Origin of the sequence: Microbacterium aurugineum (assembly GCF_023101205.1) — a bacterium.
Classification (GTDB): Bacteria; Actinomycetota; Actinomycetes; order Actinomycetales; family Microbacteriaceae; genus Microbacterium; species Microbacterium aurugineum.
Window position 1 is genome coordinate 3258728 of record NZ_CP078078.1, and the last position, 13224, is coordinate 3271951.

15 protein-coding genes are annotated in these 13224 nt (G+C 66.4%); 5 read left to right on the forward strand and 10 right to left on the reverse strand.

What is annotated here, in order from left to right; all coding sequences use genetic code 11:
- Positions 1 to 51: 51 nt before the first annotated feature.
- From panB to KV397_RS15665, 6 genes are all read right to left on the reverse strand, one after another.
- On the reverse strand, positions 52 to 921 hold the full coding sequence (gene panB, locus KV397_RS15640) for a 3-methyl-2-oxobutanoate hydroxymethyltransferase (RefSeq protein ID WP_261811679.1): 870 nt from the start codon (positions 919 to 921) through the stop codon (positions 52 to 54).
- The gene (gene panC / locus KV397_RS15645; RefSeq protein WP_261811680.1) at positions 918 to 1805 is read right to left on the reverse strand and encodes a pantoate--beta-alanine ligase; all 888 of its coding nucleotides are present in this window, start codon (positions 1803 to 1805) and stop codon (positions 918 to 920) included. The genes panB and panC overlap by 4 nt, the downstream gene beginning before the upstream one ends.
- Positions 1802 to 2638: a Rossmann-like and DUF2520 domain-containing protein gene (locus KV397_RS15650; protein WP_261811681.1), complete on the reverse strand. Its 837-nt coding sequence runs from the start codon at positions 2636 to 2638 to the stop codon at positions 1802 to 1804. The genes panC and KV397_RS15650 overlap by 4 nt, the downstream gene beginning before the upstream one ends.
- 223 nt (positions 2639 to 2861) lie before the next feature.
- Complete coding sequence (locus KV397_RS15655) at positions 2862 to 4280, reverse strand: MFS transporter (RefSeq protein ID WP_261811682.1); 1419 nt, start codon at positions 4278 to 4280, stop codon at positions 2862 to 2864.
- 100 nt (positions 4281 to 4380) lie between these two features.
- On the reverse strand, positions 4381 to 4947 hold the full coding sequence (locus KV397_RS15660; RefSeq protein WP_131493087.1) for a TetR/AcrR family transcriptional regulator: 567 nt from the start codon (positions 4945 to 4947) through the stop codon (positions 4381 to 4383).
- Positions 4948 to 5012: 65 nt separating this feature from the next.
- Positions 5013 to 5321 carry an ArsR/SmtB family transcription factor gene (locus KV397_RS15665; protein ID WP_134352731.1) on the reverse strand — a complete coding sequence of 103 codons (309 nt, stop codon included), beginning with the start codon at positions 5319 to 5321 and terminating at the stop codon, positions 5013 to 5015.
- Positions 5322 to 5403: 82 nt separating this feature from the next.
- Here KV397_RS15665 and KV397_RS15670 point away from each other — a divergent pair, with 82 nt between their 5' ends.
- Positions 5404 to 6633 carry an MFS transporter gene (locus tag KV397_RS15670; protein WP_261811683.1) on the forward strand — a complete coding sequence of 410 codons (1230 nt, stop codon included), beginning with the start codon at positions 5404 to 5406 and terminating at the stop codon, positions 6631 to 6633.
- A gap of 19 nt (positions 6634 to 6652) precedes the next feature.
- Here KV397_RS15670 and KV397_RS15675 read toward each other — a convergent pair whose 3' ends face one another.
- Positions 6653 to 7168: a hypothetical protein gene (locus tag KV397_RS15675; protein ID WP_248569892.1), complete on the reverse strand. Its 516-nt coding sequence runs from the start codon at positions 7166 to 7168 to the stop codon at positions 6653 to 6655.
- A 206-nt stretch (positions 7169 to 7374) separates the two neighbouring features.
- Positions 7375 to 8460 carry a type I restriction endonuclease gene (locus KV397_RS15680; protein ID WP_248570066.1) on the reverse strand — a complete coding sequence of 362 codons (1086 nt, stop codon included), beginning with the start codon at positions 8458 to 8460 and terminating at the stop codon, positions 7375 to 7377.
- A 160-nt stretch (positions 8461 to 8620) separates the two neighbouring features.
- On the opposite strand from KV397_RS15680, the gene KV397_RS15685 reads away from it, so the two are divergent.
- Both KV397_RS15685 and KV397_RS15690 read left to right on the forward strand, forming a co-directional pair.
- A complete protein-coding gene (locus KV397_RS15685; RefSeq protein WP_261811684.1) occupies positions 8621 to 8956 on the forward strand; it encodes a nucleotide pyrophosphohydrolase in 336 nt (111 codons plus the stop codon).
- Complete coding sequence (locus KV397_RS15690; protein ID WP_261811685.1) at positions 8953 to 10692, forward strand: DUF2075 domain-containing protein; 1740 nt, start codon at positions 8953 to 8955, stop codon at positions 10690 to 10692. The genes KV397_RS15685 and KV397_RS15690 overlap by 4 nt, the downstream gene beginning before the upstream one ends.
- On the opposite strand, the gene KV397_RS15695 is transcribed toward KV397_RS15690, so the two are convergent.
- Positions 10689 to 11303, reverse strand: coding sequence for a MerR family transcriptional regulator (locus tag KV397_RS15695; protein WP_261811686.1), 615 nt, complete (start codon positions 11301 to 11303; stop codon positions 10689 to 10691). The two genes, KV397_RS15690 and KV397_RS15695, sit on opposite strands and share 4 nt — an antisense overlap.
- Before the next feature lie 70 nt (positions 11304 to 11373).
- On the opposite strand from KV397_RS15695, the gene KV397_RS15700 reads away from it, so the two are divergent.
- Positions 11374 to 11886 (forward strand): DUF4188 domain-containing protein, encoded by a 513-nt coding sequence (locus tag KV397_RS15700; protein WP_248569896.1) that lies wholly within the window; start codon positions 11374 to 11376, stop codon positions 11884 to 11886.
- Here KV397_RS15700 and KV397_RS15705 read toward each other — a convergent pair.
- Positions 11883 to 12044 carry a hypothetical protein gene (locus tag KV397_RS15705; protein ID WP_248569897.1) on the reverse strand — a complete coding sequence of 54 codons (162 nt, stop codon included), beginning with the start codon at positions 12042 to 12044 and terminating at the stop codon, positions 11883 to 11885. The two genes, KV397_RS15700 and KV397_RS15705, sit on opposite strands and share 4 nt — an antisense overlap.
- A gap of 220 nt (positions 12045 to 12264) precedes the next feature.
- Between KV397_RS15705 and KV397_RS15710 the strand changes: the two genes are divergently transcribed.
- Positions 12265 to 13218 (forward strand): hypothetical protein, encoded by a 954-nt coding sequence (locus KV397_RS15710; protein ID WP_261811687.1) that lies wholly within the window; start codon positions 12265 to 12267, stop codon positions 13216 to 13218.
- Positions 13219 to 13224: the final 6 nt, after the last annotated feature.

Below are 13224 nucleotides of genomic sequence, written 5' to 3' on the forward strand. Positions count from 1 at the left end.
ACGCCCGCGATGCTCTCGATGGGGCCGGCGATCGGCCACGCGCCGGCTGGATCAGCGCGTCGCGAGCATCTCCTCCAGGCGCGCCGCCTCACCGCGCGCCATCGTGTAGCCGTGCTCCGCCGAGGGATACATACCGCTGCGCACCTCCCGCGCGTATGCCTCGACGCCGTCGATGGCCGCACTGCGCAGATCGGCGTAGCGCTTGACGAACTTTGCTGCCCCGCCGTCATAGAGCCCGAGGAGGTCGTGGAAGACGAGCACCTGCCCGTCGGCACCCGCTCCGGCGCCGATACCGATCACCGGGATGTCGAGGCGCGGCATGAGGGCTGCGGTCACTTCGGAGGGCACTGCTTCGACCACGAGCATCGCGCACCCGGCATCCTGCAGGGCGAGGGCATCATCGATCACGGCGAGCGCGGCTTCGGCGGTGCGACCCTGCGCGCGGTAGCCGCCGAGAGCCGTCGCGGTCTGCGGGGTGAGTCCGACGTGCCCGACCACGGGAATGCCGGCTCGGACCAGGGCCCGAGCGCGGTCGACGGTCGTGCCGCCGCGCTCGATCTTCACGAGGTCGCAGCCGGCCTCCTTGATGAAGCGCTGTGCCGTCGCGAGGGCGAGTTCGTCAGAGGCTTCATACGACCCGAAGGGCAGGTCGCCGATGAGCAGCGGGGAGGTCAATCCGCGGCGAACAGCCTTGGTGAGCATGAGCATCTCGTCGACCGTGACCGGCACCGTGCTGTCGTAGCCGAGCACGGTCATCGCGGCCGAGTCGCCCACGAGCACGATGTCGACCCCGGCAGCTTCCACGATCTGCGCGCTGGGGTGGTCATACGCGGTGACCATGACGAGCGCTTCGCCGGCGTCCTTCTTCGCGGCGAGGGCAGCGAGGGTGACACGGCGGTGGGAACCAGCTTGGGCACTCATGCGCGGACCTCCGTCGCGGTGGGGCCGGCGGCGACGTCGCCCCCGGAGAGGATGTGGTTGTCGATGAGCCGAGCGGCCCCGATGTGCGCAGCCACGGCGAGAAGAGCGTCACGGTCGACGCGCGCGAGAGGGCGCAGAGTCTCGGCATCGCGGAGCTCGAGGTACTCCGGATCGATGTCGGCCTCGTCCAGCACGCGACGAGCGGTCGACAGGATGCTGCCGGCGTCACGGGCACCGCCGTCGAACACCGCGGTCGCTTCGTCGAGGGCACGGTTGAGCGCGGTCGCCTGAGCACGGGCGTCCGCATCGAGGTAGACGTTGCGCGAGCTCATCGCGAGCCCGTCAGCCTCGCGCACGATCGGGCACGCGACGATCCGCACGTCCAGGTCGAGGTCGCGTACGACGCGGCGGACGACCAGCACCTGCTGCGCATCCTTCTGCCCGAAGTAGGCGGCATCAGGGCGGACGATCCCGAACAGCTTCGTGACGACCGTGGCGACGCCGTCGAAGTGATGTGCGCCGCGACTCGCACCGTCGAGAACATCGGTGAGGCCGGCGACGTGGATGTTCGTCGCGAACCCGTCGGGGTAGATCTCGGATGCCGCGGGGGCGAAGAGGATATCCACGCCCTCGGCCTCGGCGAGCGCGGCGTCTCGCGCCTCGTCACGCGGATAGGTGCTGAGGTCTTCGTTCGCGCCGAACTGCGTCGGGTTGACGAAGAGCGAGACGACGACGAGATCAGAAGCCGCTCGAGCCGCACGCATGAGAGAGAGGTGTCCGTCATGGAACGCCCCCATCGTGGGGACGAGCCCAACCGACGCGTCTGTGCGCCGTGCGTCGCGGACGGCCGCCCGAACCTCGGTGATCGTGCGGAGGATCCTCATACAGAAGACTCCTTCTCTTCGCCGGCAACATCTCGCAACGGGTTCTCCCGCGCCCCCTCACGCGACACCGCCTCCCACGACGGCACCCCTCGCGACTCTTCCTCCCGCGAGGCGATCGTTCGGGTTGCCACGGCGAGGGCGTCGAACAGTGCCTGAAGGTCGTGTTCCTCCGCAGCCGACCTCTGACGCGCGACCGTGGCTTCATCCCCTCGGGCGATCGGTCCGGTGAGAGCTTCCTGCGCTCCGACGCGTGCCCAGTTCTCGATGGTGCGACTGACGAGCGGGGTGAGGAGTTCGCGAGCCTCGCCCTCGGGGATACCGGCGGCGACGGCGAGTTGCTCGGCCGCATCGAGCACCGTCAGCACGAAGTTCGAGGCGAACGATGCGGCCGCGTGATAGCTCACGCGGTGCTCGTCGTCGACCGTGAACGGACGGGCCCCGAGCACGCGGGCCAGCTGCTCGGCGACAGAGCGGGCTTCGTCGGTGCGGCCGGCGACCGCGGCGCCGATGCCGTGGAATACCTCGGGCGGCTCGGTCCCCGTGAAGGTCTGCAGCGGGTGGAAACGGAAATCGACGTCGTCGAGCGAGGTGGCACCCGAGACGTGTCCGACGAACCGCACGTTCGGTCGCGCGACGAACGCCACCGCCGGGATGGCGCGGTCCGGCACGCAGAGCAGCGCGATGTCCGCTTTCGGCATCGATTGGTCGCGCCGGAGGGGTCCGAGGACGTCGAACCCCTCCGCGCGCAGTGCCCCGGCGAGCACGCGTCCGACACGACCGGCGCCGACGATGGCGATGGTCGTTCCTGGCGCGAGTGCGGTGGAGGTCTGCATGTCGATTCCCCGAGCCGATTCACGACGGCCGGGATGCCAGAAGTATCCGCCCATCTCGGCATCCGTTCCAAATCTGAGGCCAGAATGCCAACCAATGCGCAACAAACACTTGTCATTACCGTGACTCCCGGCGAACTCAGATGGTCATTTCGCTCCCACCCACGCGAACGACCCCGTGGAGAACGTACCCAGCGACGTCGTCCACGGGCTCGCTCCGACACCCTCAGTCGCGGCGCCAGACCGCGACGATCGCCGCGCCGACGACCGCCAGTCCTGCCGCGCCGAGGAAGAGCCAGGAGAACCCGCCCGTGAGGGCCTCGGCGTGGGAGGACCCTTCCGCCGAGAGTGCCGCGGTGCGGAGCCCGGCGACCGTGCCGAGCACCGCGAGCCCGATCGCGCCACCGAACTGCTGACTGGTGTTGACGAGTCCACCCGCGAGTCCGGCCTCTCCGCCCTCGACGCCGTCCACGGCGAGCTGGGTGGTCGCGACGACCGCGCCGCCGAGTCCGACGCCGATCAGGAGGGTCGGGCCGAGCAGGTTCGTGAGGAACGCGGCATCCGCCGGAGATGCGGAGAGCCACACGAGCCCTGCCGCGAGGAGGAGCAGCGCCCCGATCAGCACCGGCCGCGTGCCGACGCGGACGATCACGGCAGGGACCACGCCGGCGACGAGCACGAGCACACCGGCGAGGGGTAGCTGCGTGAGGCCCGCGGTCAGGGCGTCATAGCCGAGCACGGCCTGCATGTAGACCGAGAGGGCGAAGAAGAGGGCGACCATGGTGGCCCCGCCCAGCAGCATGACGATGTTGCCGAGCGCGAGGTTGCGGTTCCGGAACACGCGGAGCGGGACGAGAGGAGCGGCTGCGCGGCGCTCGATCGCCACGAAGCCCCCTCCGAGCACCAGCGCGAGGGCGAGCAGTCCCAGCGGCAACGGATGCACGAACCCGACCTGCTCGACCGCGCTCAGTGCACCGACGAGCGAGACCAGTGCGGCAGTGACCGTCACGGCGCCGGCAGCATCCAGTCGACCGGAGACACGGAGGCCGTCGCGGGTGATGAGCAGCGGGATCGCGATGAGCACGAGCCCACCGATCGGCACGTTCACGAAGAACACCGACTGCCAGCCGAGGGTCGCCGTGAGCACCCCACCGAGCAGAACCCCTGCGGCGGATCCGGCGCCGGCGACCGCTCCCCACACGCCCAGCGCCTTGGTGCGTTCGGCGTCGTCCGGGAACAGCTGGGTCAGCAGCGCGAGGGCGGCCGGGGCGAGGAGCGCGGCCGACACCCCCTGCAGGGCGCGGGCGGAGAGGAGCATCTCGCTCGAGAAGGAGCACCCGGCGAGCGCGGATGCTGCCACGAACCCGGCCGCTCCGAGGAGGAACACCCGGCGATGCCCGTATCGGTCGGCGAGGCGTCCACCGAGGAGGAGAAGGCCACCGAACGCGAGCACGTAGGCGGTGATCACCCACGAGAGGGTGGCGGTATCCATGCCCAGCTGCCGCCCGATGACGGGGAGGGCGATGTTCACGATCGAGGCGTCGAGCACCACGAGGAACTGGGCGAGGGCGAGGACGCTGAGGGCGAGCCAGCGACGCGTGCTGCGCGGTGCGGCGACCGCCGGGAGGGAGGCGAGGGTGGTCATGACGTGCTCCGTTTCTGGATTCTTGTGGGTGGAGGAGGTGTTGAGTGATTGCTCACTCACTCTTGAGGACGCGGTAAAGGACCCGCCTCCGACAGACGTATCAGTCGGGGTGCGTGATCCCCTTGGTCAGCAGGGCGACCCAGTCCCCCGGGCGCCCGTCGAGCTGCGTCGTGACGATCAGGTGACAGAGCTGCCCGTACGCGATGAAGCGCTGCACGTCGTCGTCGCTCGCCCGTGAACGGGTCTTCGCGAACGTCGTGACGCGTTCGAGCCCTTGCCGCAGCGCGCCACCCACGGCGGGGATCTCGGCGACCGACTGCGCGTGCACCTGCAACATCAACAGCGTCCGGTCGGATATGAGGTGCGCGTAGGCATCACCCATCGCGTCGAGCACGCCTTCCGGCGAGGTGTCGGCGGCGGCATCCGCCCCCTCCTCGAGAGCGGCGAGGATCGCGTCGAAGCAAGCCTCGAGCGCCACGACGAACAGCGCCTCCTTGCCGGAGTACAGCTTGAAGACGTAGGCCGGCGAGATCTTGGCCTCGCGAGCCACGTCGGCGACGGTCGTGCCGTGATAGCCACCGCGCGCGAACGCCGCCAGCGCTGCCGCAGCCACGAGGGGCCGACGGGCGTCGGCTGTCGAGAGGATGGAACTGCGAGTGCTGGACATATGAGTGACTATACACTCACTCTTTCGGGTGGGCAAGATATCCCGGCTCGACGACCGGCGGGCGATCACGGAGTGCGCAGCACCGAATCCAACAGTCCCGGGAAGAGCGCGTCGAGGTCGTCGCGTCGGAGCGTCAGCATCCGCCGGCGCCCGTTGGGCTCGTTGCGGATGACTCCGGCTTCGCGCAGCACCTTCATGAAGTGCGACTTGGTCGACTTCGGGAGGTTCGGATCGGTGGCGTGGCAGGCGGCCATGTCGAGCGGCCCGTCGGCGAGCTGGCGCGCGATGGCGAGGCGCTCGGGGTCGCTGAGCGCGAAGAGCACATCCGTGAGCTGGATCTCGGAGCGCTCCGGGTGAGGGAGATCGCCAGGCATGGTTCGAGAATAGTTGAACAATCGCAGGATGGCGAGTACGCTCCGATAGTTCGATGATTCTCGAACCTTATGAGGAGTCGCCATGACCAGCACCGCGCCGATCATCCGTCCGTCGATGGCGGGCAACACCGCGCATGGCGCAGTCCCCCGCGCCCGGTTCGGATTCGTGCTGGCGATCGTGGCGCAGATCCTGATGATGGTCGGGGCGAGTGCGCCGTCGCCGTTCTATCCGGTGCTCGCGCAGGACATCGGGTTCCCGGCTGTGGTGATCAGCGCCGTGTTCGCGGTGTACGCGGTGGCGCTGCTGCTCACACTCCTCACCGCCGGTTCGCTCTCGGATCACGTGGGTCGTCGTCCTGTCGCGATCGCCGGGTTCCTGCTGCTGGCCGGGAGCATGTTCCTCTTCTGGCACGCGGATGCCGTCGCGGTGCTGTTCCTCGCGCGCATCCTGCAGGGCGTGGCGAGTGGTCTGCTGATCTCGGCCCTGTCGGCGACGGTGCTCGACTTCGCACCGGGTGGGCGCGCCGGGGTCGCGGCACTGTGGAACGCGCTGAGCCCCGGGATCGGACTCGCACTCGGGGCGCTCGCGTCCGGGGTGATGCTCGACGTGAGCGGCGAGGCCCTGCTCGACGTGTTCGCGCCCTTGAGCTCGGTCTACCTCGTGCTGGCGGCGCTGTTCCTGCTGGTGCCGGAGACCGCGCCGCGCACTCCCGGAGTGTGGGCGTCGCTGAGCTTCCGACTGTCGATCCCTCCGGCGATTCGGGCCGACTTCTGGCGTGGGGCTCCGGCCGTGATCGCGGGGTGGGCGACGGGTGGACTCTTCCTGTCGCTCGGCGCGAACATCGTGCGGGGTGAGCTCGGCGGGGAGGCGCACGTGTGGCAGGGGCTCGGCGTCGTGCTGCTCGCCGGTGTCGGTGCGGTGACGGCCTTCGTGCTGCGGCGGATCTCCGCGCGATCGATGGTGCTGTTCGGCACGTCGGCGCTCGGGGTCGGGACGCTGCTGTCGCTGATCGCCCTGGGGATGGGGTCGCTGCCGTTCTACCTCGTCGCGGCGGCGGTCACCGGCATGGGCTTCGGGACCGCGTTCTCAGGAGTCGTCGCGTCGTTGGCTCCGCGGATCCCGGCGACGCAGCGGGCCGACACCTTCGCCGTCCTGTATGTGCTGGCGTATCTGGCCTTCGGAGTGCCGGCCGTGATCGCCGGTGCGCTGGTCGGGGTGTTCGGGCTCGAAGCGGTGTGCGTCGGGTACGGGATCGTGGTGATCGCGCTCGCGGGGATCGCATTCGGACTGCGGGTGCGGGCGGGGCGGTAGGCCGCGCGCCGCCTGGCCGTCAGGGCCCCGTCATCGGCTCGATCACGACGTCGATGACCCCGAGTGGGAAGGGGCTGAAGACGGACCAGGAGCCGGACGAGAACTGCTCGAGCGGAATCAGCTGGAACCACACGTGCGAAACCACGAGTGCCACGGCGACAAGCAGACCGGCTCCTCGGATCGCGCGTTCCAGCGTCTTCAGGGCGGCCCGCTCATCCGATGCCTTGGTGACGCGCCCAATCGCGATCAGGACGATCAGCGCGATGCCGACATAGACGAACACGCTGGGACGGAGTGCCAACGAGACGCACATCGGAGCCTGCTCGACCGATCGACCCTCGGCGTCGATGAACCCGCCATCGGCATCGATACCTCCCGGGCAGAATCCCTTGCTGCCGCTTATGAAGACGGAGTAGAGGACTCCCGCGACGAGGGCCCAGATCAGGAGCCGTCGGATGCCTATGATCACCACAGCTCCGGGGAGCCCGGCGGCAGTGGCGTCGGGCTGCGGGGCCGGGGGTGATGTGAGTGACACGGCGGACTCCTTCGAGGTCGGTCCTCTTCATCATGTCGGAGGAACCGGGGGTGGGGGAAGGGGGGCGGACCGGCACGCTCGTCCTCGGTGATCACGACATCTGCCCAGGCGATCTTGACAACGCGGCGAGGTAGTCGCGATGCAGCCGCTCGACCGTTGAGCGTGGCAGATTCGACCGCGCGGTTTCCGCGCCCGAGACTACGTCCCTAGTCCTTGTACCGACGAACCGCCTCCCGGATCTCGTCAGCGTGCGAGTAGATCTCATCCAACTCGTCAATCGGGTGTCGCGTTTCGGTCTTGTCCTCATCCAACAGACCCAAGTACTTCTGTTTTCCGTTGAAGTGAAGACGCGCAACGGGCTTCCGGTTGTTGTCGTCAAGCAGCACAGCAAAGTAGCTCTTTGCGTCGCGATGCGTGACCCTTTGCGGCTTCACCTCGCCGCAAGCGATGGCCTTGACGATCTGGTACCCCTCGAGCTCCTCGAGAGTGGTCTCAATCTCGGTGTCGCGGTCAAGATCTGCCTCCACCGCCTCGGCACTTGTTGCTGGCGCCGGGTCAGCAGCCTGGGCGATGCCGCTCACTCCGAGAGCTGCCTTCAAGCGGTCATTCACGCGCTCATTCAGGAACTGATGCGCTGCCTTGCCAACCAATCCCGTGAACTGCTGTCGTACCTTCTGTGTGTAGGAGCCGTCATAGACGCGCGTCGCAAAGAACTTGATCCATTCATCAGTGGGCTCACGGAACTGGCTCGCGATCTCTCTCTTGAGCGCCCCGATGTACTTCAGTTCCTCAGCTGCGCTGATGATTGATTCAAGGTCGAAGCTCTCTTTGCTGAGCTTCTGGATCTCGGGGATGAGGGTCTCATCGATGTCAAGCAGATCAAGAACGAGGAACGGCTTGCCATCCATGCGGTTCGGCGCATCCAGGTCTGTGTAGAAGTGCCAAAGGACACCATTGGTCAGCACCGCGATCCGAGCATTGGTAACGGAGAAGTACCGGAACAGTTGAGATGCATGCTCGACTTTGAGTGAACCCATCGATGGCTTGCACTCGATGAGGATCTGAACCTCACCGTCGCGCATGATGGCGTAGTCAACCTTCTCGCCCTTCTTGGTTCCCACGTCTGCAGTGAACTCCGGGACGACCTCCAGCGGGTCGAAGACGTCGTAGCCAAGGATGGTCGAGATGAACGGCATGACGAATGCGTTCTTCGTCGCTTCCTCGGTTCCGATCGCCGTCGCCTGGTTCTTCACCTTCGTTGCGAGGGAATCGAGACGCTCTGAAAACTCCACCATCACTCCGTTCTTCGTCGAACACGCTTTGATCGAGACGATAGCGGAATCGCAGTTTCGCCGCCTCTCGGACTCCTCTAGGCCTGCCGTCGGCTTCCCAGCGAATCAGGTAGGCCACCGCAGGACTCCCATCGAGCAAGCCAGCTGCTAGCGTCGCTTCATGCCGTCGCCGCAGACTCTCGCCGCCCTCCGTGCCTTCGTTGCAGAGCGCGACTGGGACCAGTTTCACTCGCCGGAGAACCTCGCTAAGAGCATCTCAATCGAAGCCGGCGAGCTTCTTGAGTGCTTCCAGTGGTCACCAGAGTTCGACCAGGAGCAGGTGGAGGCAGAGCTCGCGGATGTCGTCACCTACTGCATCCACCTCGCAAACAAGATCGGCGTCGACCTCGACGAGATCATCATGAAGAAGCTGGAGTCCACGAAGGCGAAGTACCCCGTCGAGCTCGCTAAGGGGCGAATGACGAAGTACAACAAGCTCTCCGAGGGGCCGGAGTGACACAGTTCAGCATCGAGCGTCTTGCCTTCCGCCGTGACGCCGTCGACTCGTGGGCACGCGACGATACTCGCCACACGAACTGGCCCGTTGTCTATGTGATTGAAGGGGACAGTCAGCGTCGTCCCCCCGGGCTCTACGTCGGCGAGACGGTAAGCGCAGCTACCCGGATGAGACAGCACCTCGCTGGCTCGAAGAGGAACGAGGCGCTCGAATCGATCCGCGTCGTCGTGGATCACACCTATAACAAGTCGGTGTGCCTCGATCTCGAGTCGCATCTCATCCGTTGGTTCTCGGGGGACGGTCGATATCGCATCCTCAACGGCAATGACGGACTGACGGACGCGCAGTACTACGACCGCGACGTTTACCGTGAGTCTTTCCGCGACGTCTTTGAGGCGCTGCGGGCGGAGGGGCTTTTCTCGCGCAGCATCCCACAGATCGAGAACTCCGACCTGTTCAAGCTCTCGCCCTTCAAGGCCCTGACCGACGACCAGGGGATCGCGATCATGGACATCGTGGAGGGGCTACTCGACGACCTCCAGGACCCCGGCGCGCGGTCCACGCTCGTTGTCCAGGGAAACCCCGGGACGGGCAAAACGATCATCGCGATCTTCCTGATGAAGCTGCTCGCTGATATCCGCGACTACCAGGACCATGACGGTGTCGAACCTGACTCGATGTTCTCGGAGTTCTTTGTCCCAGAGAATCGCGAGCTGCTCAAGACACTTCGAATGGCGCTTGTGATCCCGCAACAGTCGCTGCGTGAGTCGGTCAAGAAGGTCTTCAAGAAGACTCCCAAGCTCGACGCCGAAATGGTGATGTCGCCTTTCCAGCTCGGCGAGTCGAATGCTGAATTCGACGTGGTTCTCGTCGATGAGACTCATCGGTTGGGTCAGCGGGCCAACCAGGCGTCTGGGGTGCAGAACAAGAAGTTCCGTGACATCAACGCGGCTCTGTTTGGAGAGGATGATGCCCGCTACACACAGCTTGACTGGATTAGGGCCCGAAGCAAGCATCAGCTCCTGCTCGTCGATGGAGAGCAGAGTGTGCGGCCGCATGACCTTTCACCCAAAGCCCTCAGCGCCGCAGTGAACGAGGCGAAGGATGAGCACCGCTTCTACCGATTGACCACGCAGATGCGTGTACAGGCTGGTGCCGACTACGTCGAGTTCGTGCGCGCCCTGCTGCGGGACGAAGAGCCTGAACTCCCCGAGCTAGGCGACTACGAACTCCGACTCTTCGACGACCTTGGTGAGATGCGCGGCGCCATCCGACAACGGGATGCCGAAGTCGGCCTATCCCGCCTCGTGGCCGGCTACGCGTGGGACTGGGTGTCGAAGAAGAATCCAGACGCGTTTGACATCGAGCTCGGCAATGAACGGATGCGATGGAACGGCACGGACAAGGACTGGATCAACTCCGCAGGGTCCCTTGAAGAAGTCGGCTCCATCCACACCGTTCAGGGATACGACCTCAACTACGCGGGCGTGATCATCGGACCAGACCTCCGCCTCGACCCGGCAACCGGGCGAATCGTCGCCGATCGCGAGAACTATAGAGACAAGAAGGGCAAGGAGAACACCGGGCACCTCAAGGATGCATTCGGGGACGACGATCTACTGACGTTCATCCGGAACATCTATGGGGTTCTGCTGACCCGTGGAATGCGGGGGACGTACGTCTACGTGTGTGATCCGGCGCTCCGAGCACATCTTGCCGCTGCGCTTACGCGCTAAACCACACCTCCCCCGAACCGCTCCCCCGAGCTCACCTGCTGCGCCACGCGCCGCAGGGCCAACAACAACGGCTCCACCAGCACCGACCCGAGCACCACGTATCGCACCGCGGCCTCCGCAGACTCCTCGGGCACCCCGGCGATCTCCGCGTCCGCGATCCGCCGCATGCTCGCGAGGTACTCCGCCATCACCGCGTCCGGCACGGTGAACCCGACGCGCTCCAATCCCTGCATCGCGCGCGCGACCGCGTGCAGCACCGCCTGATCGCACATGCCCGGCTTCCACCCGAGCCCCGCGACAAGGTCCTCCGCCGCAGCAAGATCCAACGCCTCATCCACGGGCGGAGTGATCGCCGCGTGCGCCGTTCCGAGCAGGTCGTGCGCACTCGCCGGCGGATCGTCCAGCGTCCCGAGCACCCGCCGCGTCTCCGCGATACTCACCCCGGCGTCGAGCAGTGCCCGGATCACCCGCAGCCGCTCCACGTGCCTCTCGCCGTACGCGGCCTGCGTCGGCGACGTCCGCTCACCCTCGGGCAGCAGCCCTTCGCGCAGGTAGTACTTGATCGTCGGCACGGTCACGCCGGCCTCGGCTGACAGTTCGGAAATTCTCATGGCCACCTCTTGACATCGATAGTAGCGCTATCCATTATGGATAGTGACGCTATCTAATCAAGGAGATTCCATGTCGAAAGTCATCACGGGCCGCATGACCCACCGCCACGAGGGTGAGCTCGTCGTGTTTCACATCGGGATGCAGATCAACCGCTGGTGGCGCCCCGATCTGTGGATGCCGGCCTTCGTCGCCATGCCTCGGATGCTGCGCGAACTCAGCACCGAACCCGACTCGGGCCTGCTCGGCTACCACCTGCTCCTCGGCTCGGGCGGACCCTACGTCGTGCAGTACTGGTCGTCGGTCGACAAGCTCTACGCCTACGCTTCCAGCCCGAACCAGGAGCACCGCCCTGCCTGGACCGCCTTCAACCGCGCCGCCCGCAAGGCGCCGGGAGCCGTGGGTGTCTGGCACGAGACCTTCCGCGTCGACACCGCCGAGAGCGTCTACGTGTCAACGAAGCCGATGGGCCTGCCGAAGGCCACGGAGCTCGTTCCCGTCGGCAAGCGGCATGACCGAGCCCAGGCGCGGTTCGCGGACGGGCGCACGGCGACGACGACACCGCAAGCGAATGTCGGGAGCTAGCCCGTCGCCCCACCCGACCCGCGGGCAGCACTCCCGCGCCTTCGCCGCCTGACCCAACGGACGACCGCCCGCACGAGAAGGAAGGCGATCGCGAGGATGGCGACGACGACCGCGACGCTGATGATGAGCCCCCACCAGCTGAAAAGCGATGCTTCCAAGACTCCTTCTCCTTACGACAGAGCGAACGAGCCGGAGCTCGTGCAGACGAAGGACTTGCAGTCCGTCTGCATGCAGGCTACTGCTCCTGTGACCCCGGCATTCGCCGTGGCACCGGAACCGACCTACGGTCGCGGCACTGCCATCGCCACCGAGTCCTGACGCAGCCCCCTTCCGCAGCACCCCTTCCGGAGCACCTGGAGTTCTGCCACCATGAGCCCCATGACGGCGGACACCCGTAAAAAGGACCCCAAGCCCACGCCGGGCCGGTTGGAGAAGCTCCACGACGCGCTGAAGAGCCCCGGCGGACGGGTCCTCCGCTACCTTCTCGTCCTCGTCATCGTCGGGCTGGCCGTCTACCTGTCGCTCACCGGATGGTTCCAGGTGTGCGAGGTCGTCGACTCCGAGAAGGACGGCATCACACGCACCTGCGCCGGCCCGAATCTGACGAGCGCGGGCGTGCTCGCTGCGGTGATCTTCGTTCTCCTGCTGCTCTGGCCCGACCTCTCGGAGTTCAGCGCGTTCGGCGTCACGCTCAAGAAGCTGGTCGAGAAGGTCGAGGAGAAGGTCACCGAAACTCGCGACAAGACCACCCACATCGACGACACGACCACCGCCACCCGGTCACGCCTGGAAGATCTGCAAGCCGCCGTCACCACCCAGGGCGGGGACATCAGCGAACGACTCTCCCTCATCCAGTCCGACCTGACCTCGCTGAATGCCCGCGAGGCCGAGCGCGACTCGGCACCTCCGTATTCGGAAGCCGTGCCCTTCCCCGCCGACACCGTCGCCCTGCCGCCCGCCCCGCACTGGGACAGCTTCGACCGCGAGAGCCTCATGCGCACGTGCGAAGACCTCTTCGGTCAGGACACCCTCGAGCGCGCCCTGGCGAACCTCGACGAATCGATGGGCGAGCAATGGTGGCCGGCCACCGCCGAGCTGGGGATCGACAGCCGGACCGCCGCGTTCATCGGACTCATCCTGGAACTGCTCCGCTCGTTCCGATCCCGGTGGGAGGGGATCCGCCGCGACCCCTCACACGCACGCCAGGTGGATGCCATCCTCCGCTCCATCGAAGGGCTGCTGCTCGCCATCATCGGCGGAAGATACGTCGACGACGCCTCCATCCGCGTCGCCGCCGCCGCTCTCCTGCTGCTCCACCGGCACGAGCTCTAGTCCCGC

Bases quoted from the DNA above. Each gene is read 5' to 3' on its own strand.
- panB (WP_261811679.1), bottom strand. From the start codon at position 921: ATGAGTGCCCAAGCTGGTTCCCACCGCCGTGTCACCCTCGCTGCCCTC.
- panC (WP_261811680.1), bottom strand. From the start codon at position 1,805: ATGAGGATCCTCCGCACGATCACCGAGGTTCGGGCGGCCGTCCGCGAC.
- KV397_RS15650 (WP_261811681.1), bottom strand. From the start codon at position 2,638: ATGCAGACCTCCACCGCACTCGCGCCAGGAACGACCATCGCCATCGTC.
- KV397_RS15655 (WP_261811682.1), bottom strand. From the start codon at position 4,280: ATGACCACCCTCGCCTCCCTCCCGGCGGTCGCCGCACCGCGCAGCACG.
- KV397_RS15660 (WP_131493087.1), bottom strand. From the start codon at position 4,947: ATGTCCAGCACTCGCAGTTCCATCCTCTCGACAGCCGACGCCCGTCGG.
- KV397_RS15665 (WP_134352731.1), bottom strand. From the start codon at position 5,321: ATGCCTGGCGATCTCCCTCACCCGGAGCGCTCCGAGATCCAGCTCACG.
- KV397_RS15670 (WP_261811683.1), top strand. From the start codon at position 5,404: ATGACCAGCACCGCGCCGATCATCCGTCCGTCGATGGCGGGCAACACC.
- KV397_RS15685 (WP_261811684.1), top strand. From the start codon at position 8,621: ATGCCGTCGCCGCAGACTCTCGCCGCCCTCCGTGCCTTCGTTGCAGAG.
- KV397_RS15695 (WP_261811686.1), bottom strand. From the start codon at position 11,303: ATGAGAATTTCCGAACTGTCAGCCGAGGCCGGCGTGACCGTGCCGACG.
- KV397_RS15700 (WP_248569896.1), top strand. From the start codon at position 11,374: ATGTCGAAAGTCATCACGGGCCGCATGACCCACCGCCACGAGGGTGAG.
- KV397_RS15710 (WP_261811687.1), top strand. From the start codon at position 12,265: ATGACGGCGGACACCCGTAAAAAGGACCCCAAGCCCACGCCGGGCCGG.